Raw genomic sequence first — 19088 nt, 5'->3', positions numbered from 1 at the left:
AGGCGGCAATCTCAACACTAACAACAACGCGCCTATAGAAGCGTAGATCGCCCACTCCCTCAGATCGGCGCGAACAATCCACAACATATGTAGCAACCCAAGCCCGAGAATCAAATAGACCAGCCGATGCAATTTTTTCCAGCGAACACCCAGATGCCGCTGACTGTAACGATTGGAGGTAACCGCCAGCGTCAACAAACAGAGAAACCCCAGCATCCCGACGATAATGTACGGCCGCTTGCGCAACTCGATCCCCAGTTGGGACCAATCAAAGCCAAGGATGAACGCCGTATAACCGCTCAAATGCAAAACCACATAGACGAAACACCACAATCCCAACTGCCGTCGGACAGCTACCCACCCTGACCAGCCGGTGAGCTTCTGCAAAGGCGTCATGCTTAATGTAATGAGCAACAGGACAAGCGCCCCCAACCCCAGACGATCAACCAGTACCTTTCCTGGATCAGGTCCTAACACATCCATCCAGGCCTGATACAACCAAAGCAGCGGCCAAATCGCTGCGCAGATGAAGACACCAATACGCCAGAACAGATATCGCATCAGTAATTCTTCCGCAGATCGAGCCCTGTATATAAAGAAGCGACTTCATCCGAGTAGCCGTTGAACATTTGCGTGTCCCGCACATTGGGCTTGAACAGACCGCTCGGCAAACGCCTTTCCCGTGCCTGGGTCCAGCGCGGATGGTCGACTGTCGGGTTCACGTTCGCATAAAAGCCATACTCATCCGAAGCAATGCTCTGCCAGGTGGTTTTCGGCTGCTCGCTGACCAAACTGATTCGCACAATGGACTTGATGCTCTTGAAGCCATACTTCCACGGCACCACCAGACGTAGCGGCGCACCGTTCTGATTGGGCAACTCTCGTCCATACATGCCTACCGCGAGAATCGCCAACGGATTCATCGCTTCATCCAGACGCAGCCCTTCTACATAAGGCCAGTCAATCAAGGCGAAGCCAGAACGCTGCCCGGGCATACTCTTGGGATCTTGCAGGGTTTCAAAGCGAATGAATTTGGCGCCGGACGTCGGCTCTACTTCCTTTAGCAAAGCCGAAATGGGAAAACCTATCCACGGAATGACCATCGACCAGGCCTCCACACAGCGAAGACGATAAATACGCTCCTCCAGCTGATAAGGCTTCATGAAGTCTTCCAGCGCATACCGCCCCGGCTTACCCACCTCCCCGTCTACCACCACGCTCCACGGTTCGGTTTTCAGCGCACCGGCGTTGGCCGCGGGATCGCCTTTGTCGGTACCGAACTCATAGAAGTTGTTGTAGTGGGTCGCATCCTTGAAAGGCGTGATTGCTTCATCCTTGACGTTGACCGCTCCCCATTTAGTGGAAGGCAGTTTTTCGGCAAACCAGGACGGCGCCTTGCCAGGCTCGACATCGGCATAACGCGCGGTATCGTCGGCACTCGCCCAGCGCGGCAGCGTACTCACAGCCAAACCGGCAACGGCAGCGCCTAATACATTGCGACGAGAAAGGTAGAGAGATTCAGGCGTGACGTCCGACTCATGACAGTCAGACGCTTTGGGGACTTTGATCAGCATGGCAACTCCGCAGCATTGGAGGACAGGTGCACCCATAGACTGCGGAGTATGAGGGAAATTACATCACTCGTTTTTTTTGTGCCGACGAAGGCGCAACAGATACTGCACCGGGCCAGAAGCCGCATAAGCAAGGAAAACCAGCAGCAGGATACGCGGCGGATCACTGAACACAACGGCAAATACCAGCACCACCGCCAGGATCGCGACAAAAGGAACGCGCCCCTTCAAGTCCAGCTCCTTGAAGCTGTCGTACTTGATGTTACTGACCATCAGCATGCCCGCGGCGGCAACCATCAGTGCAACCAGGAACGACATCTTGGAACCCTGAATGCCGTAATCGCTGAACGCCCAGACAATGCCCGCGACCACACCGGCCGCGGCCGGGCTGGCCAGACCGATAAAGTAGCGTTTGTCTGCGGTGCCGACCTGAGTATTGAAGCGCGCCAGACGCAACGCCGCACCCGCCACATAGATGAAAGCGACCATCCAACCGACCTTGCCCATATCACCCAGGGCCCAGCCGAACGCCAGCAATGCCGGCGCGACACCGAAGGCAACCATGTCCGACAGCGAATCGTACTCGGCACCAAAGGCGCTTTGGGTATTGGTCATGCGGGCAACGCGACCGTCGAGACCGTCGAGCACCATGGCGACGAAAATCGCGATCGCAGCAAACGCAAAATACTTGCTCGCCCCGATCGCATCACCAGCACTCAATGCACTCTGGGCGCTCATCGAGTTGATGATGGAATAGAACCCTGCGAAGAGGTTCGCAGTGGTGAACAGATTCGGCAGAAGATAGATACCACGATGCCGGACTTTACGGCCTTCCGCATCATGCCCTTCTTCGACGTGTTCATCGATGGGCAGAAGGCTTTCGGCGTCAGAAGCCTGCTTTGGCTCTTCGGGACGTTCGCTCATGGACATTACCTTGCAACGGGGTGGAAAGTTTCGACAGGTGTCTGGGACGACGGTTCGACCGCAAACGATGCAGCTTTATACCAGAACCGGCGGATCCAAACGAAAAAACGCGGCCTAGGCCGCGTTTTCCGTACAAGCTCGTGACTTAGTTCTTGGCTTTGTCGACGATCTTGTTGGCACCGATCCACGGCATCATGGAGCGCAGTTGCTCACCGATGATTTCGATACCGTGAGCGGCGTTGTTACGACGCTTGGCGGTCATCGAAGGATAGCCAGTGGCGCCTTCGCTGATGAACATCTTGGCGTATTCGCCGTCCTGAATACGTTTCAGGGCGTTGCGCATGGCCTGACGGGATTCGGCGTTGATGACTTCCGGACCTGTCACGTACTCGCCGTACTCAGCGTTGTTGGAGATCGAGTAGTTCATGTTGGCGATACCGCCTTCGTACATGAGATCAACGATCAGCTTCAGTTCGTGCAGGCATTCGAAGTAGGCCATTTCCGGCGCGTAGCCAGCTTCAACCAGAGTTTCGAAACCGGCTTTTACCAGCTCAACGGTGCCGCCGCACAGAACGGCTTGTTCGCCGAACAGGTCGGTTTCGGTCTCGTCCTTGAAGGTGGTTTCGATGATGCCGGTACGACCGCCACCAACGCCGGCAGCGTAGGACAGTGCAACGTTTTTGGCGTTGCCCGAAGCGTCCTGGTAGATAGCGATCAGGTCAGGGATACCGCCGCCTTTGACGAACTCGGAACGCACGGTGTGGCCCGGAGCTTTCGGCGCGATCATGATCACGTCGAGGTCAGCGCGCGGCACAACCTGGTTGTAGTGGATCGCGAAGCCGTGGGAGAAGGCCAGGGTGGCGCCTTTCTTGATGTTCGGCTCGATTTCGTTCTTGTACAGGGAGGACTGGAACTCGTCCGGGGTCAGGATCATGACCAGGTCGGCAGCCGCTACAGCGGAAGCAACGTCGGTCACTTTCAGGCCGTGGGCTTCGGCTTTGGCAACGGTGGCCGAACCTTTACGCAGGCCAACGGTAACGTCAACGCCGGAGTCTTTCAGGTTGCACGCTTGGGCGTGACCCTGGGAACCGTAACCGATGATGGCAACTTTCTTGCCCTGGATGATCGACAGGTCGCAGTCTTTATCGTAGAAAACTTTCATGAATTTCCCCTTTATATCTGGCCCTTCAGGCCATTCGCTAATTTGGTTTAGATGCTCAGTACTTTGTCGCCGCGGGCAATCCCGGTGACGCCACTGCGTACGGTTTCCAGAATCGAGGCAGTGCCGATCGATTGAATGAAGCTGTCGAGCTTGTCGCTGGTACCGGTCAATTGAACGGTATACACGCTGGCGCTGACATCAACGATCTGCCCACGATAAATATCGGTGGTGCGCTTGATCTCGGCGCGCTGGGCGCCGGTAGCCTTGACCTTGACCAGCATCAGTTCGCGCTCGATGTGAGCACTCTCTGACAAGTCGACCAGTTTGACCACTTCGATCAGCTTGTTCAGGTTCTTGGTGATCTGCTCGATGATTTCATCATGGCCGACAGTGGTCAGCGTCAGACGCGACAAAGTCGGGTCTTCGGTTGGCGCCACGGTCAGGCTTTCGATGTTGTAGTTGCGCTGCGAGAACAGGCCGACTACACGAGACAGAGCGCCCGGTTCGTTTTCCAGAAGCAGGGAAATAATGTGCCGCATGATTAAGTACGCTCCGTCTTGCTCAACCACATATCGCGCATGGAGCCGTCTTTGATCTGCATCGGGTAGACGTGCTCGCCAGCGTCGACCTTGATGTCGATGAACACAAGGCGATCCTTCATGGCGAACGCTTGCTCCATCATCGGCTTCAGATCTTTCAACTCCGTGATGCGCATGCCGACGTGACCGTAGGCCTCGGCCAGCTTGACGAAGTCCGGTAACGATTCCATGTAGGAGTGCGAATGGCGCGCGCCGTAGCTCATGTCCTGCCACTGACGAACCATGCCGAGCACGCCGTTGTTAAGCAGGATGATCTTCACCGGCAGGTCGTGCTGCAGACAGGTCGACAGCTCCTGGATGTTCATCTGGATGCTGCCTTCACCGGTCACACACGCCACATCAGCGTCCGGGAAGTTCAGTTTCACGCCCATCGCGGCCGGAAAACCGAAACCCATCGTGCCCAGGCCACCGGAGTTGATCCAGCGATTGGGCTTGTTGAAACGGTAGTACTGCGCCGCGAACATCTGATGTTGACCCACGTCCGAAGTGACATAGGCATCGCCCTTGGTCACTTCGTGAAGGGTTTCAATCACGGTCTGCGGCTTGATGATGCTGCCGTCACCCTTGTTGTAAGGGAACATGTCGCGATCACCACGCCACTCTTCGATTTGCTTCCACCAGCTAGCGACCGACTCCTTGCCAGGAGAATCATCGATTTCCTTGAGGGTGGCGACCATTTCAGTCAGTACACTTTCCACCGGGCCTACGATGGGAACGTCGGCCTTGATGGTCTTGGAAATCGAAGCCGGGTCGATGTCGATGTGGATGATCTTGGCACTTGGGCAGAACTTCGACGCACCGTTGATAACACGGTCATCGAAACGCGCGCCGACAGCCAGAATTACATCCGCATGGTGCATGGCCAGGTTGGCGGTGTAGCTACCATGCATACCGAGCATGCCGAGGAACTGACGGTCGCTGCCCGGATAGGCGCCAAGGCCCATCAAGGTATTGGTAACCGGCACGTTCAACAGTTGTGCCAACTCGGTCAACGGCGCGGAGCCGTTACCCAGAATGACACCACCGCCGGCATAAATGATCGGCCTCTTGGCCGCCAACAGCATTTCTACGGCCTTGCGGATTTGCCCCGAATGACCACGAACCGCCGGGCTGTAGGAGCGCAACTTGGTTTTTTTCGGGAAGACGTATTCGAACTTCTCGGCCGGATTGGTCATGTCTTTCGGAATGTCGACAACCACAGGACCAGGACGACCGGACTCTGCCAGGTAGAAGGCTTTCTTTAGAACTTCCGGGATTTCCGAAGCGTGCTTGATGATAAAACTGTGTTTCACGATCGGCCGGGAGATACCGATCATGTCGGTCTCCTGGAACGCGTCGGTACCAACCAGAGAACTCGGCACCTGAGCGGTCAGGATTACCATCGGGATCGAGTCCATGTACGCCGTGGCAATACCGGTAATGACATTGGTCGCACCAGGACCGGAGGTCACCAGTACCACGCCAGCCTTGCCAGTGGCGCGCGCATAGCCGTCAGCCATGTGGGTGGCAGCCTGCTCATGACGAACAAGAATGTGTTGAACACTCGGCTCTTTGAACAGTGCATCGTAAATATGCAATGCGGCACCGCCCGGGTACCCGTAGATATATTTGACGCCTTCGTCACGCAAAAAGCGGACGAGCATCTCACCGCCAGATAAAAGCTCCACGTTGTTCACCTCTAAAACGCCAGAATACCGCCCACATTCAAAGAGGACGGGTCTTAATAGGTTTACTTCTCGGCAGAGCATGAGCGACGGTGGTCGCCGACTACGTCAGCACTGACTGAGCAAGTATTGGGATCGTCCCAAGTGTTGCGGGCCTTTCCCACCCAGCGCGAGGTAACGCGTTGCGGGTGTAACAGGTCGGCGCGGATGTGCGCCTCATGATCTACCGAGTGGGTCTGCTTCTGGCAGTCCCTCTACAGCGGACTTTGGATTCTTCTGTTTCGCCCATCGCAAGTCAAGCCGTCAATGTGCTTTATTCGAACTAAGCGCATGAGAACGCAAGAAAAAACCTTTAAACCGCAACTGTGTTAGCTTCAATTGCGCACTCATGACAAGGAAATGGCATGCGAACGTTCTTCCTCACCACCGGCTTGCTGATCAGCCTGAGCCCTTTGTGCATGGCGGGTCAGATCTATAAATGGGTCGATGCCCAGGGCGTCACCCATTTCGATGCGCAACCGCCCCAAGGCCGGGAGGCCACCTTGATGGTCACGCCCTCCCCGCCCGTCGGCAAACCAGGCACGCTGCCACGCGGCAACGTCATAGGCGATCAAAAAGCCATCGATCACAAAGTGAAAAAACAGGTCGCCGAGCAGCAGGCCCAGCTAAAAGTGTTCTGCGAACAGGCCCGGACGAACCTGGCTCAACTGCAGAACAATCCACGATTACGAGAAGAAGTCGACGGCGAGACGCGCCGCCTGACCGACCAACAACGTCAGGAGCGCATCACCGAAGCACAGAAACAGATTACGAAAAACTGCCAGTAAGCACTGGCAGTTTCCGATTCAGCGGGAGACGCTGATCAACACGTCGAACTCTTTGAGCAAGACCTGAAGCTGCCGATCCTTGCCCTGGACGTTGCGGGAGGCGAAGACCATTTCGGCCATCTCCTGAATCCCCGATGCGTTGGGCAATGGCTGGTTCTGCTCCAGGATCGACTTCATCCTTGGCAGGAAGATCCATTGCAGCCATTGCTCGAAATCCAGCGTATCCACCGAAAACGGTTCAACGCTGGAGAGCGCCTCAGCGGACGGCGGCACTTCATCCCACCAACCCTGAACGCGCAGTTCGCGCTCGATCAACAGCAACTGCTCGGCAATCTTCGGAAAGCGCATATCCATCACAGCGAAACCTTGGCCTTCTGACGAGCCAATGCTGCACCGGCCGGGTCACCTTGCTTCTCACGGGCCTGGGCGATCAATTCCCACAGGCTGGCCTGAAGATCCGGACGCCCATTGGCGAACGTCAGACCACGACGGGCAAACTGCTCGGCCTGCGCCGCATCACCTTGAGCCATACGTACCTGCGCCAGACGATAAAGCACTTGCGGCTCGCGCGGTGCAACACGCTGGGCACGTTCGAGGCTGGAAGATGCACCATTAAGGTCGCCACTGGCCTGTTGCTGCTGGGCGGTGGTCAACAATGCCAGGACCGGACCGTCCAGTTGTTCATCGGCGGACAGACCGCCGGAGTTCGCCGAAGGAATCCCGCTGGGCGTCGACGGCATGCTGTAACTGCCCTGATTGATCGGTGCCGACTGAACCGGCGAGGTATCAATCGGCCCCGGAGTAATCGGACCCGGGGTAATCGGCGAAGTGCTGATCGGCGCCGAGGAGACAGCGCCACCCCCCGGGACCATCACCACGACCCCCGTGTCACCTTGCGGGATCGCCTGAGTCTGAGCTTGGACAGGACGCTTCACCGTCGACTGCCGGAACCCGCCATTCGCCGAAATCCGCTCGCTGTTGGAGACGGCAGTGCCGGCATCCTCAACCGGGATCGAACCACGCTGCACAGTGGAGCAGCCGCTGAGCAAAGCCACGGCAGTCACCGCTGGAATCAACCACTTGTTCACTTCAAATCCTCTTTGCTTAATTCATCCAGCCCTTGACCCAATCCATCACCGATTCTGCAGGGCTTTCGCCACCGCAAGCAGCACCGGGAGGCGGTTCACTGCCGCGAATATACGGCATCTGCACCGCACCTGGGCAGTTGGCTTCGGAACCTTGCCCGGTGCGCGAATCGACCCAGGCCTGAACAATATTGTCCGGCTGCGGCATGTCCAGCGGCAGCGGATCAGCTTTACGCATGAAACTGGTCCAGACCTGCAGCGCACCGGTGGCACCGGTGAACGGTGTCTTGCCATTATCATCGCGCCCGAGCCAGACCACGGCCAGCAGATCTTGACTGAAACCGGCGAACCAGCTGTCCCGCGAATCGTTACTGGTACCGGTCTTGCCGGCCAGGGTCAGAGTTTTCGGCAACACGTTGTAAACCGAACTGCCGGTGCCTTCACGCATGACGCGCTGCATGGCGTTCTGGATCAGGTAAATGGACGCCGGATCAAATTGCTGCTGAATCTGGAACGGATAACGCTTGAGCGGCTCACCCTCGGCAGTCAGTACGCTGCGAATCCCGCGCATCGGCGTATTGAACCCGCCATTGGCCAGCGTCTGGTACATGGTCGCCACTTCGATCGGGGTCATACCGCCAGCACCGAGCAACATCGACGGGAACGCCGGGAATTCGCGGCTCACCCCCAGACGTGCCAGGGTCTTCAAGACATTCGGCACGCCCACCGCCAACCCGAGACGCGCGGTCGACAGGTTGTAGGAATGCGCCAACCCTTGATACAGGAACACCGTGCCGTGGGAACGGCGGTCATAGTTCTGTGGTTTCCAGATCTGACCGTCCGCGCCCTTGACCGAGAAGTAGTCGTCCGACAGCCAACTGGTCAGCGTGTACTGGCTCGGTTTCTCAAGGGCTGTCAGATAAACCGCCGGTTTGATCAAAGAACCGATCGGTCGTACTGCGTCCAGCGCCCGGTTGAAACCGGCGAAACTCGCCTGACGGCTGCCGATCATGGCCTGAACTTCACCGGTTTCCGGGTTGGTCACGACCATCGCCGCTTCCACGTCATCGGCCCCTTTGCGACCCGAAAGACGTTTGAACGTGTCATTGACCGAGGCTTCGGCTTTCATCTGCAGGATCGGGTCGAAACTGGTGAAGATTCGCAGCCCTTCTTCGGTCAAGTCTTCATCGCGGTAGTCTTCGCGCAACTGACGTTTAACCAGATCGAGGAAGCCCGGGAACGAGCTGTCGGCCAACTTGCCGCGAGTGGTCACACCCAATGGCATTTTCTTCGCCGCCTCAACCTGCTCGGCGCTGGCAACGCCTTGCTCCTTCAGAACATCGAGGACCAGATTGCGCCGTTCCAGCGCCCGCTCGGGGTTGCGACGCGGGTTGTAATAGGACGGACCCTTGACCATGCCCACCAACAAAGCGACTTGGTGCAGCTTCAGCTCGGACAATGGCTGCCCGAAGAAGAACTGGCTGGCCAGGCCGAAGCCGTGCACCGCGCGCTGACCATCCTGGCCGACGAACACTTCATTGAGGTAAGCCTCAAGAATGTCGCGCTTGTCGTAATGCAGCTCAAGCAACATCGCCATCATGGCTTCGGTGAGCTTACGGGTCAGGCTGCGTTCATTGGTGAGGTAGAAGTTCTTGACCAACTGTTGCGTCAGCGTGCTACCGCCCTGGGTCATCTTGCCGCCCGAGGTGTTGACGTAGATAGCTCGGGCAATCGACTTCGGCGACACGCCCCAGTGGCTGTAGAAATCCCGGTCTTCTACGGCAACCAGGGTATCGAGCAGATACGGTGGAACCTGATCGATCTTGATCAGGATGCGGTCTTCAAGGTTTTTCGGGTAAATCCCGCCGATCAGCAGCGGCTCCAGTCGCACCACAGAAAGTTTCGAACCATTGGTCGCCGAGAGCTCGGCCACATAATCGCCGGAGAACCGCACGCGCACGGGCTGGGCGCTCTCCATACCTTCATAGAACTGGAAGCCTCGGGTATTCAAGTCGACGGTATTGCCATTGACCGCTGCCGCGCCGGGGCCGTTGCTGACAGCTTCGCGCCGGTAGCCCAAAGCATCGAGTTCGGTGAGGAAGTCGTCCTTGCTGAGCTTTTGTCCGACGAACAGCTCAAGCGGGCGCGCGTACACCTTGGCCGGGATGGTCCAGCGCTTGCCAGAGAATTTCTCCTGGACCACAGCGTCGAGGTAAACCGCGAACCCGGCGAGCACCACAAGGCCGACCAGGCTGAGTTTAAGGGCCCAGCCCAGCCAAGGACGCATGCCCTTGGAAGGTGGTTTTTTAGGAGTGCGGGGGGATCGAGTTCGAGTCATGGCGGCGGATTATACGCACTTTATTCATCCTCAACAGGAGCCCTCTGAGGTTTGCGTCGGACGGACTTGCAGCCATAATGACGGCCTTGAATTTTCCCCAGACTCTGAAGGATCGCCTGTGAGCCAGTCCCTGATCGTTGCCCTGCAAAACCCGGCCCTCTACCCGCATCCCGTAGAAGGGTTCCAGGTCATCGAGACCCATATTTCCTGGGTGATACTCACCGGTCCCTACGCTTATAAAGTGAAGAAGCCGGTGAATTTCGGCTTCCTCGACTTCACCAGTCTCCAAGCTCGCAAGCATTTCTGCGGCGAGGAGCTGCGCCTGAACCAGCGTCTGACCCGTGATTTGTATCTTGAAGTGCTGCCGATCACCGGCAGCGCCGAGGCACCACAACTGGGCGGCGATGGCCCGGTTGTCGATTACGCCCTGAAAATGCGCCAGTTCCCACAAAGCCAACTGCTCAGCACCCTGCAAGCCAACGGCGAATTGACCACCGCGCACATTGACGAGATGGCCGCACAGATTGCTCAATTCCATCTCGGCGCACCGAAAGTGCCTGCCGAACACGAAGCCGGCACGCCGGACAGCGTCATGGCGCCGGTACGGCAGAACTTCGAACAGATCCGCCCGTTCCTCAGCGACAAGGCCGATCTGCTGCAACTCGACGCACTGCAAGCCTGGGCCGAAAGCAGCTTCGAGCGCCTCAAGCCGCTGTTCACCCAGCGCAAGGCCGACGGTTTCATTCGCGAATGCCATGGCGACATTCACTTGGGCAACGCCACTGTAATCGACGGCAAAGTGGTGATCTTCGACTGCATCGAGTTCAACGAACCGTTCCGCTTCACCGACGTTTACGCCGACACCGGTTTCCTGGCAATGGACCTGGAAGACCGTGGCCTGAAGAGCCTGGCGCGCCGTTTCATCAGCCAATACCTGGAACTGACCGGCGACTACCAGGGCCTTGAGCTGCTGAACTTCTATAAAGCCTACCGCGCACTGGTTCGCGCCAAGGTCAGCCTGTTCAGCATGCCGGCCGAAGCCGATCCGGTGCAGCGCGCTACTACGCTGCGTCAGTACCGCAACTACGCCAACCTGGCGGAAAGCTACAGCACCATTCCTTCGCGTTTCCTGGCGATCACCCATGGTGTTTCCGCCGTCGGCAAAAGCCATGTGGCCATGCGTCTGGTGGAAGCATTGGGTGCCATTCGCCTGCGTTCGGATGTCGAGCGCAAGCGTATGTTTGGCGAACAGACCGTACCGAACGCCCCGCAGGCCGGCATCTATAGCGCCGACGCCAGCGTCGCCACCTATGCCCGTCTGCATGAAGTTGCCGATGTGATTCTGCGTGCCGGCTTCCCGGTGGTGATCGATGCCACTTATCTCAAGCGCGACCAACGTGACGGTGCGGCAAAAATCGCCGAGGCCACCGGTGCACCGTTCCTGATCCTCGATTGCGACGCACCACAAGCGGTGATCGAAAGCTGGCTGAAGCAACGTCAGGCGGACAACAACGATCCGTCCGATGCCAATCTGGCCGTTATCGCCGCCCAGCAAGCCAGCCGCGAGGCCCTGACGCCAGCTGAAATCCTCTGCAGCAAACGCGTCCAGACCAATGAAAGTGGCACTCTCGACACCGTCGTTGCGCAAATTCGCCAACGCTTGCCAGGCCTGTAAGAAACAATTTCAGCCGTGAAGCCCTCGCCGGCTTCACGGCTGCCAAATAGTGGCACTATACTGGCGCCATAAAACCATCAGGTGATGCGACATGAGCCAGCCGAAACTTCTCGACACCCCGCTTTATGCCTTGCTGCACAAAGACGACATCACAGGCTTTAACAACGAACGCCCGAAAGATGGCCCCATCGACATGGTCGGTGGTGACTTCCGCGGCCTTGATCTACGTGAACTGAACGCCGACGGCATCGACTTCACCGATGCCTATTTCCGTTCTGCCGACTTGCGCGGCATCGATTTTCGCAACTCGTCCATGGAAGGCGCGAGCCTGGCCCACGCGCAGATCTCCGGTGCCTACTTCCCGCCAGAGTTAAGTGCCGATGAAATTTTGATGTCGATGAATTTCGGTACACGCCTGCGTTATCGCACCCGCTAAAAAAGCGACGCTTCACACAGTCCGGCGCCCCCGCTTTGCGCTGGACTTTGTACTTTTTTTGCTCGAAAACTCAATTTTCCACACGCCTTCGGACTACATACTCCGCCTTTTCACGCCGCTTCTTGAGTTTGCCTCTTAGAAGCTTTTGCGTCGAAACCGACCAAACAATCACGCTTTTCCTACTGATGGCTACACTGCTGAGAGGCTCGCCCACGCACCGTTCGGCTGTCGCAAGGAGGCTTGATGAATGATGAACTGCAACACCTGAAGAATCTTGGCAAGACGTCGGCGCAATGGCTGCATGCCGTGGGCATCCACAGTGCCTCGGACTTGCGTCGGCTGGGAGCTGTGGATGCTTATCGGGCCGTGCGCACGCGCGGTTTTCGGGCGTCCAAGGTGTTGTTGTATGCGATTGAAGGCGCGTTGATGGATGTTCACTGGAACGACATTCCCGCAGAGCGCAAGGAGGCCTTGAACAAACAGCTGGATGCTATTTCGTCTCGCCACAAGAATTGAACGAGTAGTTTTACTCAAGCGCACAGCCTGAAACCCAATGATTACGAGGCTTTCCAGCGAAGGGATGACGCAATTCACGGGAATGGAAAATCAGCGGTTGACTTGGTAATGAGAATCGCTATGATTATCACAACTGGTCGCGAGACTGGTCGATATTCTGAAAAGCCCTTGGTTCGGACTCTCAGATTATCTCCTCATCAGGCTAATCACGGTTATTTGACCCGGCACTTGCCGGGTCTTTTTTTGCCTGTGGAAAACTCGCCTGATCTTATTAGCCTGACGGTTTGCCGAACTGTTTACGCATTTGCGCGCAGTAATCCTGCGGCGGCGTGGCGGGCGTATACCAGACGTAATCAGCCATGGCCGGCGTGACCTCCGCACCCTGCTCTGCCAGCATCAATACCGTTGGTGCCTCGGGCTCCCCCAGATCCAGCACATGGATCGGCACCCCGACATCCTTGCGTGCGTGGAACGCACCGGCAAACAACAGTGAAGGCATCGGTGCCACCCGTAATCGCTCGGCTATCCGTCGGTCACGCTGCTGCTGGACGGCCAGCATCGCGGGCATCTGTGATTCAGGCAGCAAACCACAGTGGGAATCACTGATCTGAGCCAGCAACTTATTTTTGACCGTCGCAGCGTTGGAGCGCGCACCGCTCAATGTCGGCGGCTTGGCATAGACGTTACGGACTTCAGGCGTGCCCAGATTAGCCGCCAGTAACGGGTACGGCTGAATCAGGGCAAATCGAACGATCGGCCCGTAAAGATCCCAGTCCCATCCCGACTGCCAGGCCAATGCCCCGGACAAATCGGTCGGCAATGGTGAGGCATGCCGAACGTCATCGACGCGTTGCTGCTGATCCGGCGTCAGCATTTCCAGGAGCAGACTGCCTTGCGGCCGTCGCTCACCCAGCGCCTGCAATAACCACAATTGCAGTTGATGGTGATCACGATTGTCATGCTGCTCGCCGACGATCAGCCGCGAAGGTTCAGCCAACCGTGCAAGCAGTTCCTGCGCCGTCATGAGCTGACCGCTGCGCAGATCCCGGATTTCGCCGCTGACCGGCGGCACCGCTACATGCTGGCAAGCACTCAGTAACAGCGCAGCCAGAAAAACCATCACGCGCGTTCTCATCCCTAAAACACCTCAGCGGGCGATAACCAGCGGATGCCCACGCTCCGGGTGCGGTTGCACCAATACTTCCAGCCCGAACACAGCCTTGAGCAGTTCCGGACGCAGTACCTGTTCGGGCGTGTCCAGCGCCACCAGACGCCCACCTTCGAGCAGTAACAGGCGATCACAATAACGTGCCGCCAGGTTCAGATCATGCAAGATCACCAGCACCGCCGCACCGCGATCGGCGAACTCACACACCGCTTGCAGAGTAGTGTGTTGATGCAGCGGATCGAGCATCGACGTCGGCTCATCGAGCAACAACGTCTGCCCCGCCTCGCCTGGCCAGAGTTGCGCCAACACCCGCGCCAGATGCACCCGCTGACGTTCACCGCCGGATAACGCCAGATAACTGCGACCGCTCAAGTGCCCCGCATCGGCCGCCTGTAGCGCGGTGGCGACAATCTCGTCATCCCGGACCCGGCCGCTTTGATAAGGCAGGCGGCCCATGCCGACCACTTCTTCGACGCGAAAGGCAAAGTCCAGGGTCGACACTTGCGGCAACACCGCCAAACGCTGGGCTCGCTGCCCCCCGGCCCAATGACTCAATTCATGCTCATCGAGCCAGACACTGCCATGGTCCGCAGGCAATTCACCGCAGAGGGCGCCGAGCAACGTGCTTTTGCCGGCGCCATTAGGACCCAACACGCCGAGGACTTCGCCCGATTTAAGCTCAAGGGTGATGTCCGTCAGGACAATCTTTCGACCGCGGCGGATTTGCAGGTTCTGCGCTCGCAACATCAGGCACGCCCTCTGAGCAATAAATACAGAAAGAACGGCGCGCCAATGAAAGCCGTGACAATCCCGATCGGCAACTCAGCCGGCGCCAGCGCCAGCCGCGCCACCAGATCGGCAAACAACAGGAGACTGGCCCCCGCCAACACCGACGCCGGCAACAGCACCCGATGATCGGGACCGGCCAGCAGCCGCACCAGATGCGGTACCACCAGGCCGACAAACCCGATCATCCCCGCCGCCGCTACCGCCGCGCCGACACCCAGCGCCGTGCAGAACACCAATTCGCGTTTGAGGCCTTCGACGTCGATACCCAAGTGACCGGCCTCCGACTCCCCCAGCAACAATGCATTCAAGGCCTTGGCCCGACGCGGCAACCACAGCGCCACACCGGCGCTCACCAGCAGCAACGGCCAGAGCCGCGAGTAACTGGCGCCGTTAAGGCTGCCCAGGTTCCAGAACGCCAGGGTGCGTAGAGTCGCGTCATCCGCCAGATAGGTGAAGAGCCCGACCGCCGAACCGGCCAGGGCAGTCAATGCAATACCGGCGAGCAGCATGGTGGCGGCGCTGGTCTGGCCATTGCGTCGCCCCAGTCGATAGACCAGCGCCGTCACCCCCAACCCGCCGAGAAACGCGCACACCGACAACAGATAAGGCCCGAAGGATTCAGGCAGTCCACCGAATACCGAGCCGCCGACAATCGCGATGGCCGCGCCCAGTGCTGCGCCGCTGGAAACCCCCACCAGGCCCGGATCGGCCAGAGGATTGCGAAACAAGCCCTGCATCGCCACGCCGGACAGCGCCAGAACCCCGCCCACCGCCAAACCGAGCAAGGTTCGCGGCAGGCGAATCTGACTGAGGATCAGCTCAGCCTGCTCCAACCCGTCGGGCGCAGTGGGCAAACCGATCAGCCGCAGCGCCGCCCGTAGCGTATCGAACAACGGCAAACTCACCGGACCCAGCGCCAGCGACAGCCAGATCGCCAGCAAACACAGCAGGCTCAAGCCAATGAACAACGCACGGGGTTTAACCAGAAGGGTCATTGGCCAGTCGTACCGGGATCGAACAGGTGCATAAACAGCGTCCTTTAAAGGTTTCCCGGGCATAGAGATGACAGGCCAAGTATGCTCGGCATCCGGTAATCGCCCTGAGGGCGAGCCGCCATTTGATAATTGCTTGCATTTGCACGTCAAGCTCGGACATACCGGGTCACGAGCCGCTGGATTTGAGGATAGACATGAAACTTCTTTGCACAGGCGCCGAATTGGCTGACGCCAGCAGTCGCGGTTTCGACGTCGACGGTCAGAAGCTTCTGGCTGTGCGCCGAGACGGTCGAGTGTACGTGTATGAAAATCGCTGCCCGCACCGTGGTGTCGCACTGGAATGGCAGCCCGACCAGTTTCTCGACCCCAGCAACAGCCTGATCCAGTGCGCCACCCACGGCGCACTGTTTCTGATCGAAGACGGCGAATGCGTCGCCGGACCGTGCGCCGGACAATCCCTGACCACCATCCCCTGCCGCGAAGACGAGCAAGGGATCTGGGTCACGCTCTAACCGTTCAGCAACACATCCAAGCGCCGATCGACCACCAACTCTTCGTGGGTCAAGCGCACGCCATACGCCAGCACTTCGACCCCGCACGCCACTGCTTCGCGTAACGCCGCCGCGTAGGTCGAATCGATTTCTTCGGCAGGACGTACCGCGTCGACCCCTGTCAGGTTCACGCAATACAACTGCACTGCGCGAATCCCGTCCCGGGCCAAATGTGCCAGCTCGCGCAAATGCTTGGCCCCGCGCTGGGTCACCGCATCAGGAAATGCCGCTACCGCCGAACCATCGAAGCCCAGGGTGACGCTTTTGACTTCCACATAAGCCGGTCCGCCCGGGTAATCGAGGCGAAAGTCGATGCGGCTGCTTTCCTGACCGTAGGCCACTTCGCGCTTCAGTTCGGTAAAGCCGTTCAGCTCGGCGATGACGCCAGCCCGCAGCGCCTCCTCGATCAAGCCGTTGGCGCGCCCGGTGTTCACACAGAACAGCCGTCCCTGCGGGGTTTCGCCAATTTCCCAGGTACCGGGCAACTTGCGCTTGGGGTCGGTGGAGCGGCTAAACCAGACTTGCCCGCCCTCGACCTGGCAATTAAGCATTGAACCGGTGTTCGGGCAGTGAATGGTCAGCAACTCGCCGCCAACGGCTTCGATGTCGGCGAGAAAACGTTTGTAACGACGAATCAAGCGACCTTCTTCGAGGGGAGGATGGAAGCGCATCAGCCTTGCCAGCTCTTCAACCCGCGAGCGATCCGTTCGACTGCTTCTTGCAAGCGCGGAAGGCTTTGGGTATAGGCAAACCGCACATGATGCCCGGCTTGATGACGCCCGAAGTCCAGCCCCGGGGTAATCGCAACGTGTTCGGTTTCGAGGAAGTGTTGGCAAAACGAGAAGGCATCGCCGCCGAACTTGCTGATATCGGCGTACAAATAGAACGCGCCTTCCGGTTCTACGACGATACCGAAACCCAATTCCCGCAGGGCTGGCAGCAGAAAGTCGCGACGTCGACCGAACTCGGCGCGGCGCTCCTCGAGAATGCTGATGGTGGCGGGCTCGAAGCAGGCCAATGCGGCGTACTGCGCCATGCTCGGTGCACTGATGTAGAGGTTCTGGGCGAGCTTCTCCAGTTCACCGACTGCCGCTTCGGGCGCGACCAGCCAACCGAGGCGCCAGCCGGTCATGCCGAAATACTTGGAAAAACTATTGAGGACGAAGGCGCTGTCATCGACTTCCAGCACGCTGGCCGCATCCGTGCCGTAAGTCAGGCCGTGGTAGATCTCGTCGACCACCAAATGACCGTGACGAGCCTTGATCGCCGCGGACAACCCGGCCAACTCATCACGGGTCAGGATGGTCCCGGTGGGGTTGGCCGGCGACGCTACCAAGGCGCCGACACTGTCGTGATCCCAGTGACGCGCGACCAGGTCGGGAGTCAGTTGATAACGCACGTCCGGCCCGACCGGCACCAGTTGCGCCGCGCCTTCCACCAGGCGCAGGAAGTGCCGGTTGCACGGGTAACCCGGGTCGGCCAGCAGCCAATGCTTGCCCGGGTCCACCAGCAAGGCGCTGGCCAACAGCAACGCGCCTGAACCGCCGGGCGTGATCATGATGCGCTGCGGATCGATGCTCAGCCGGTAACGCTGCTGATAAAAACCCGAAATGGCCTCACGCAGCTCGGGAATGCCACGGGCGGCGGTGTAACGGGTCTTCCCCGCCGTCAGCGCGGCCTGGCCGGCCTGGATGATCGGCTCGGCGGTGGTGAAGTCCGGCTCGCCGATTTCCAGATGAATCACGTCGTGGCCAGCCGCTTGCAGCTCGTTGGCCCGCGCCAGCAGGGCCATGACATGGAACGGTTCGATAGCGCGACTGCGCGCACTGTAGGACGGAGCCATTAGCCTTCCTTACAACGGGGAAAAGAATTGATTCTACCCAAGCGCAGGAACGAGCGAGAGTCTAAAGCGGTCAGAGCCCATATAACGCTGATCTCAATCGATTCAAGCGTATGTCTCAGGTTTGACTAAAATCAATAATTGATCAGGTCTCCTTAGCCACCAGACGAGGCTTTGCAATCTTTTGCAAGCACCACGGGCCGCAGGCTCGACATCCGGGAGTAGCGCGGTCCGATTTGATCTGGTAAGTTCGCCCGCTTGCAGCCGCAGGGCCGGCAGGTGTCGGTGTTGGAGCAATCCTGCGCAATGGATTACAAGAGTAGAGGCGGTCCATTTCATGCCCACCCAAGCAAAGCAGCAAAATCAGTCGATCAGCGGCTTCGAACCCTACAAAGAAGTGAAGGGCGAAGAGTACATGGGCAAACCCATGCGTGCTCACTTCACCAAGATCCTGAACAAGTGGAAACAGGACTTGATGCAGGAAGTCGACCGTACTGTTGATCATATGAAAGACGAAGCGGCCAACTTTCCTGACCCGGCAGACCGTGCCAGCCAGGAAGAGGAATTCAGCCTCGAATTGCGCGCCCGCGACCGCGAGCGCAAGTTGATCAAGAAAATCGACAAAACCCTGCAATTGATCGAAGACGAAGAATACGGCTGGTGCGAGTCCTGCGGCGTCGAAATCGGCGTCAAGCGACTGGAAGCCCGCCCTACCGCCGACATGTGTGTTGACTGCAAGACCCTGGCGGAAATCAAAGAAAAACAAGTCGGCAAGTAATTGCAGCTTGAACGAAAAACGGAGCGTGCGAACGCTCCGTTTTTTGTTTCTGGTATTTGCTGGCATTTGTTGCCTATTTAAAATCGCCTTCGCGAGCAAGCTTCGCTCCTACAAAGGCTAGCGCAACGTCCTGTAGGCGCGAAGCTTGCTCGCGAAGGCGGCTTCAAGCC

General features: G+C 58.3%; 20 protein-coding genes (1 of these 20 only partly in view). 6 read left to right on the top strand and 14 right to left on the bottom strand.

The genetic code is table 11. The features are described from left to right. From msrQ to J3D54_RS13030, 6 genes are all read right to left on the bottom strand, one after another. A protein-coding gene (gene msrQ / locus J3D54_RS13055) for a protein-methionine-sulfoxide reductase heme-binding subunit MsrQ (protein WP_253418685.1) crosses the window boundary here: on the bottom strand, positions 1–561 show its 5' portion. Its footprint begins 60 nt before the window's first position; the window shows 561 of its 621 coding nt (coding positions 1–561); it begins with the start codon at positions 559–561; its stop codon lies off the left edge, out of view. After that, positions 561–1574 carry a protein-methionine-sulfoxide reductase catalytic subunit MsrP gene (gene msrP / locus J3D54_RS13050; RefSeq protein ID WP_253418682.1) on the bottom strand — a complete coding sequence of 338 codons (1014 nt, stop codon included), beginning with the start codon at positions 1572–1574 and terminating at the stop codon, positions 561–563. Before msrP ends, msrQ begins: the two co-directional genes overlap by 1 nt. A gap of 63 nt (positions 1575–1637) precedes the next feature. Next, on the bottom strand, positions 1638–2495 hold the full coding sequence (gene pssA, locus J3D54_RS13045) for a CDP-diacylglycerol--serine O-phosphatidyltransferase (RefSeq protein ID WP_253418679.1): 858 nt from the start codon (positions 2493–2495) through the stop codon (positions 1638–1640). Between the two features lie 145 nt (positions 2496–2640). Further along, the gene (gene ilvC, locus J3D54_RS13040; RefSeq protein ID WP_003228216.1) at positions 2641–3657 is read right to left on the bottom strand and encodes a ketol-acid reductoisomerase; all 1017 of its coding nucleotides are present in this window, start codon (positions 3655–3657) and stop codon (positions 2641–2643) included. 47 nt (positions 3658–3704) lie between these two features. Then, the gene (gene ilvN, locus J3D54_RS13035) at positions 3705–4196 is read right to left on the bottom strand and encodes an acetolactate synthase small subunit (RefSeq protein ID WP_003205610.1); all 492 of its coding nucleotides are present in this window, start codon (positions 4194–4196) and stop codon (positions 3705–3707) included. A 2-nt stretch (positions 4197–4198) separates the two neighbouring features. Continuing rightward, entirely contained in the window at positions 4199–5923 is a 1725-nt protein-coding gene (locus J3D54_RS13030; protein ID WP_253418676.1) for an acetolactate synthase 3 large subunit, read from the bottom strand. A 401-nt stretch (positions 5924–6324) separates the two neighbouring features. Here J3D54_RS13030 and J3D54_RS13025 point away from each other — a divergent pair, with 401 nt between their 5' ends. After that, positions 6325–6747 (top strand): DUF4124 domain-containing protein, encoded by a 423-nt coding sequence (locus J3D54_RS13025; RefSeq protein WP_253418673.1) that lies wholly within the window; start codon positions 6325–6327, stop codon positions 6745–6747. 18 nt (positions 6748–6765) lie between these two features. Here the strand turns inward: J3D54_RS13025 and J3D54_RS13020 are convergent, their stop codons facing one another. Genes J3D54_RS13020 through mrcB form a run of 3 tightly spaced genes read right to left on the bottom strand, consistent with a single transcriptional unit; the run spans position 6766 to position 10170 of the window. Then, entirely contained in the window at positions 6766–7101 is a 336-nt protein-coding gene (locus J3D54_RS13020; protein ID WP_253418670.1) for a YqcC family protein, read from the bottom strand. Next, entirely contained in the window at positions 7101–7835 is a 735-nt protein-coding gene (locus J3D54_RS13015; protein ID WP_018930214.1) for a tetratricopeptide repeat protein, read from the bottom strand. Before J3D54_RS13015 ends, J3D54_RS13020 begins: the two co-directional genes overlap by 1 nt. A 16-nt stretch (positions 7836–7851) precedes the next feature. Then, on the bottom strand, positions 7852–10170 hold the full coding sequence (gene mrcB, locus J3D54_RS13010) for a penicillin-binding protein 1B (protein WP_253418669.1): 2319 nt from the start codon (positions 10168–10170) through the stop codon (positions 7852–7854). Between the two features lie 118 nt (positions 10171–10288). Between mrcB and J3D54_RS13005 the strand changes: the two genes are divergently transcribed. The 3 genes from J3D54_RS13005 (at position 10289) to J3D54_RS12995 (ending at position 12797) form a co-directional block, all read left to right on the top strand. Beyond that, a complete protein-coding gene (locus tag J3D54_RS13005; protein ID WP_253418667.1) occupies positions 10289–11845 on the top strand; it encodes a bifunctional aminoglycoside phosphotransferase/ATP-binding protein in 1557 nt (518 codons plus the stop codon). Positions 11846–11936: 91 nt separating this feature from the next. Beyond that, complete coding sequence (locus tag J3D54_RS13000; RefSeq protein WP_253418665.1) at positions 11937–12281, top strand: pentapeptide repeat-containing protein; 345 nt, start codon at positions 11937–11939, stop codon at positions 12279–12281. A 243-nt stretch (positions 12282–12524) separates the two neighbouring features. Then, entirely contained in the window at positions 12525–12797 is a 273-nt protein-coding gene (locus J3D54_RS12995) for a TfoX/Sxy family protein (protein WP_009050884.1), read from the top strand. 271 nt (positions 12798–13068) lie between these two features. Here J3D54_RS12995 and J3D54_RS12990 read toward each other — a convergent pair whose 3' ends face one another. The 3 genes from J3D54_RS12990 to J3D54_RS12980 are packed head-to-tail and all read right to left on the bottom strand — an operon-like array spanning position 13069 to position 15695. Next, positions 13069–13932, bottom strand: coding sequence for a ChaN family lipoprotein (locus J3D54_RS12990; RefSeq protein WP_253418662.1), 864 nt, complete (start codon positions 13930–13932; stop codon positions 13069–13071). 12 nt (positions 13933–13944) lie between these two features. Then, entirely contained in the window at positions 13945–14712 is a 768-nt protein-coding gene (locus J3D54_RS12985; RefSeq protein WP_253418659.1) for a heme ABC transporter ATP-binding protein, read from the bottom strand. Beyond that, positions 14712–15695, bottom strand: a complete 984-nt coding sequence (locus tag J3D54_RS12980; RefSeq protein ID WP_253426603.1) for an iron ABC transporter permease — start codon at positions 15693–15695, stop codon at positions 14712–14714. The genes J3D54_RS12985 and J3D54_RS12980 overlap by 1 nt, the downstream gene beginning before the upstream one ends. A gap of 248 nt (positions 15696–15943) precedes the next feature. On the opposite strand from J3D54_RS12980, the gene J3D54_RS12975 reads away from it, so the two are divergent. Then, on the top strand, positions 15944–16261 hold the full coding sequence (locus J3D54_RS12975; RefSeq protein WP_253418656.1) for a Rieske (2Fe-2S) protein: 318 nt from the start codon (positions 15944–15946) through the stop codon (positions 16259–16261). Here J3D54_RS12975 and sfsA read toward each other — a convergent pair. Further along, a complete protein-coding gene (gene sfsA, locus J3D54_RS12970; RefSeq protein WP_253418653.1) occupies positions 16258–16971 on the bottom strand; it encodes a DNA/RNA nuclease SfsA in 714 nt (237 codons plus the stop codon). The two genes, J3D54_RS12975 and sfsA, sit on opposite strands and share 4 nt — an antisense overlap. Next, positions 16971–18143 carry a pyridoxal phosphate-dependent aminotransferase gene (locus tag J3D54_RS12965; RefSeq protein WP_253418650.1) on the bottom strand — a complete coding sequence of 391 codons (1173 nt, stop codon included), beginning with the start codon at positions 18141–18143 and terminating at the stop codon, positions 16971–16973. Before J3D54_RS12965 ends, sfsA begins: the two co-directional genes overlap by 1 nt. A gap of 334 nt (positions 18144–18477) precedes the next feature. Here J3D54_RS12965 and dksA point away from each other — a divergent pair, with 334 nt between their 5' ends. Beyond that, positions 18478–18918 (top strand): RNA polymerase-binding protein DksA, encoded by a 441-nt coding sequence (gene dksA, locus J3D54_RS12960; RefSeq protein ID WP_007902025.1) that lies wholly within the window; start codon positions 18478–18480, stop codon positions 18916–18918. Positions 18919–19088 lie beyond the last annotated feature (170 nt).

It is taken from the genome of Pseudomonas sp. GGS8, from assembly GCF_024168645.1.
In the GTDB taxonomy this organism is placed as follows: Bacteria; Pseudomonadota; Gammaproteobacteria; order Pseudomonadales; family Pseudomonadaceae; genus Aquipseudomonas.
Note: the sequence above shows the minus strand (reverse complement) of the source record. Positions and strands in the feature narration are given on the sequence as shown.

Excerpts from the sequence above, each read along its gene's own strand:
- pssA (WP_253418679.1), bottom strand. The coding sequence starts at position 2,495 with ATGAGCGAACGTCCCGAAGAGCCAAAGCAGGCTTCTGACGCCGAAAGC.
- J3D54_RS13000 (WP_253418665.1), top strand. The coding sequence starts at position 11,937 with ATGAGCCAGCCGAAACTTCTCGACACCCCGCTTTATGCCTTGCTGCAC.
- J3D54_RS12990 (WP_253418662.1), bottom strand. The coding sequence starts at position 13,932 with ATGAGAACGCGCGTGATGGTTTTTCTGGCTGCGCTGTTACTGAGTGCT.
- J3D54_RS12975 (WP_253418656.1), top strand. The coding sequence starts at position 15,944 with ATGAAACTTCTTTGCACAGGCGCCGAATTGGCTGACGCCAGCAGTCGC.
- J3D54_RS12995 (WP_009050884.1), top strand. The coding sequence starts at position 12,525 with ATGAATGATGAACTGCAACACCTGAAGAATCTTGGCAAGACGTCGGCG.
- J3D54_RS12985 (WP_253418659.1), bottom strand. The coding sequence starts at position 14,712 with ATGTTGCGAGCGCAGAACCTGCAAATCCGCCGCGGTCGAAAGATTGTC.
- J3D54_RS13025 (WP_253418673.1), top strand. The coding sequence starts at position 6,325 with ATGCGAACGTTCTTCCTCACCACCGGCTTGCTGATCAGCCTGAGCCCT.
- msrP (WP_253418682.1), bottom strand. The coding sequence starts at position 1,574 with ATGCTGATCAAAGTCCCCAAAGCGTCTGACTGTCATGAGTCGGACGTC.
- ilvN (WP_003205610.1), bottom strand. The coding sequence starts at position 4,196 with ATGCGGCACATTATTTCCCTGCTTCTGGAAAACGAACCGGGCGCTCTG.
- mrcB (WP_253418669.1), bottom strand. The coding sequence starts at position 10,170 with ATGACTCGAACTCGATCCCCCCGCACTCCTAAAAAACCACCTTCCAAG.
- sfsA (WP_253418653.1), bottom strand. The coding sequence starts at position 16,971 with ATGCGCTTCCATCCTCCCCTCGAAGAAGGTCGCTTGATTCGTCGTTAC.
- dksA (WP_007902025.1), top strand. The coding sequence starts at position 18,478 with ATGCCCACCCAAGCAAAGCAGCAAAATCAGTCGATCAGCGGCTTCGAA.
- J3D54_RS12965 (WP_253418650.1), bottom strand. The coding sequence starts at position 18,143 with ATGGCTCCGTCCTACAGTGCGCGCAGTCGCGCTATCGAACCGTTCCAT.
- ilvC (WP_003228216.1), bottom strand. The coding sequence starts at position 3,657 with ATGAAAGTTTTCTACGATAAAGACTGCGACCTGTCGATCATCCAGGGC.
- J3D54_RS13020 (WP_253418670.1), bottom strand. The coding sequence starts at position 7,101 with ATGGATATGCGCTTTCCGAAGATTGCCGAGCAGTTGCTGTTGATCGAG.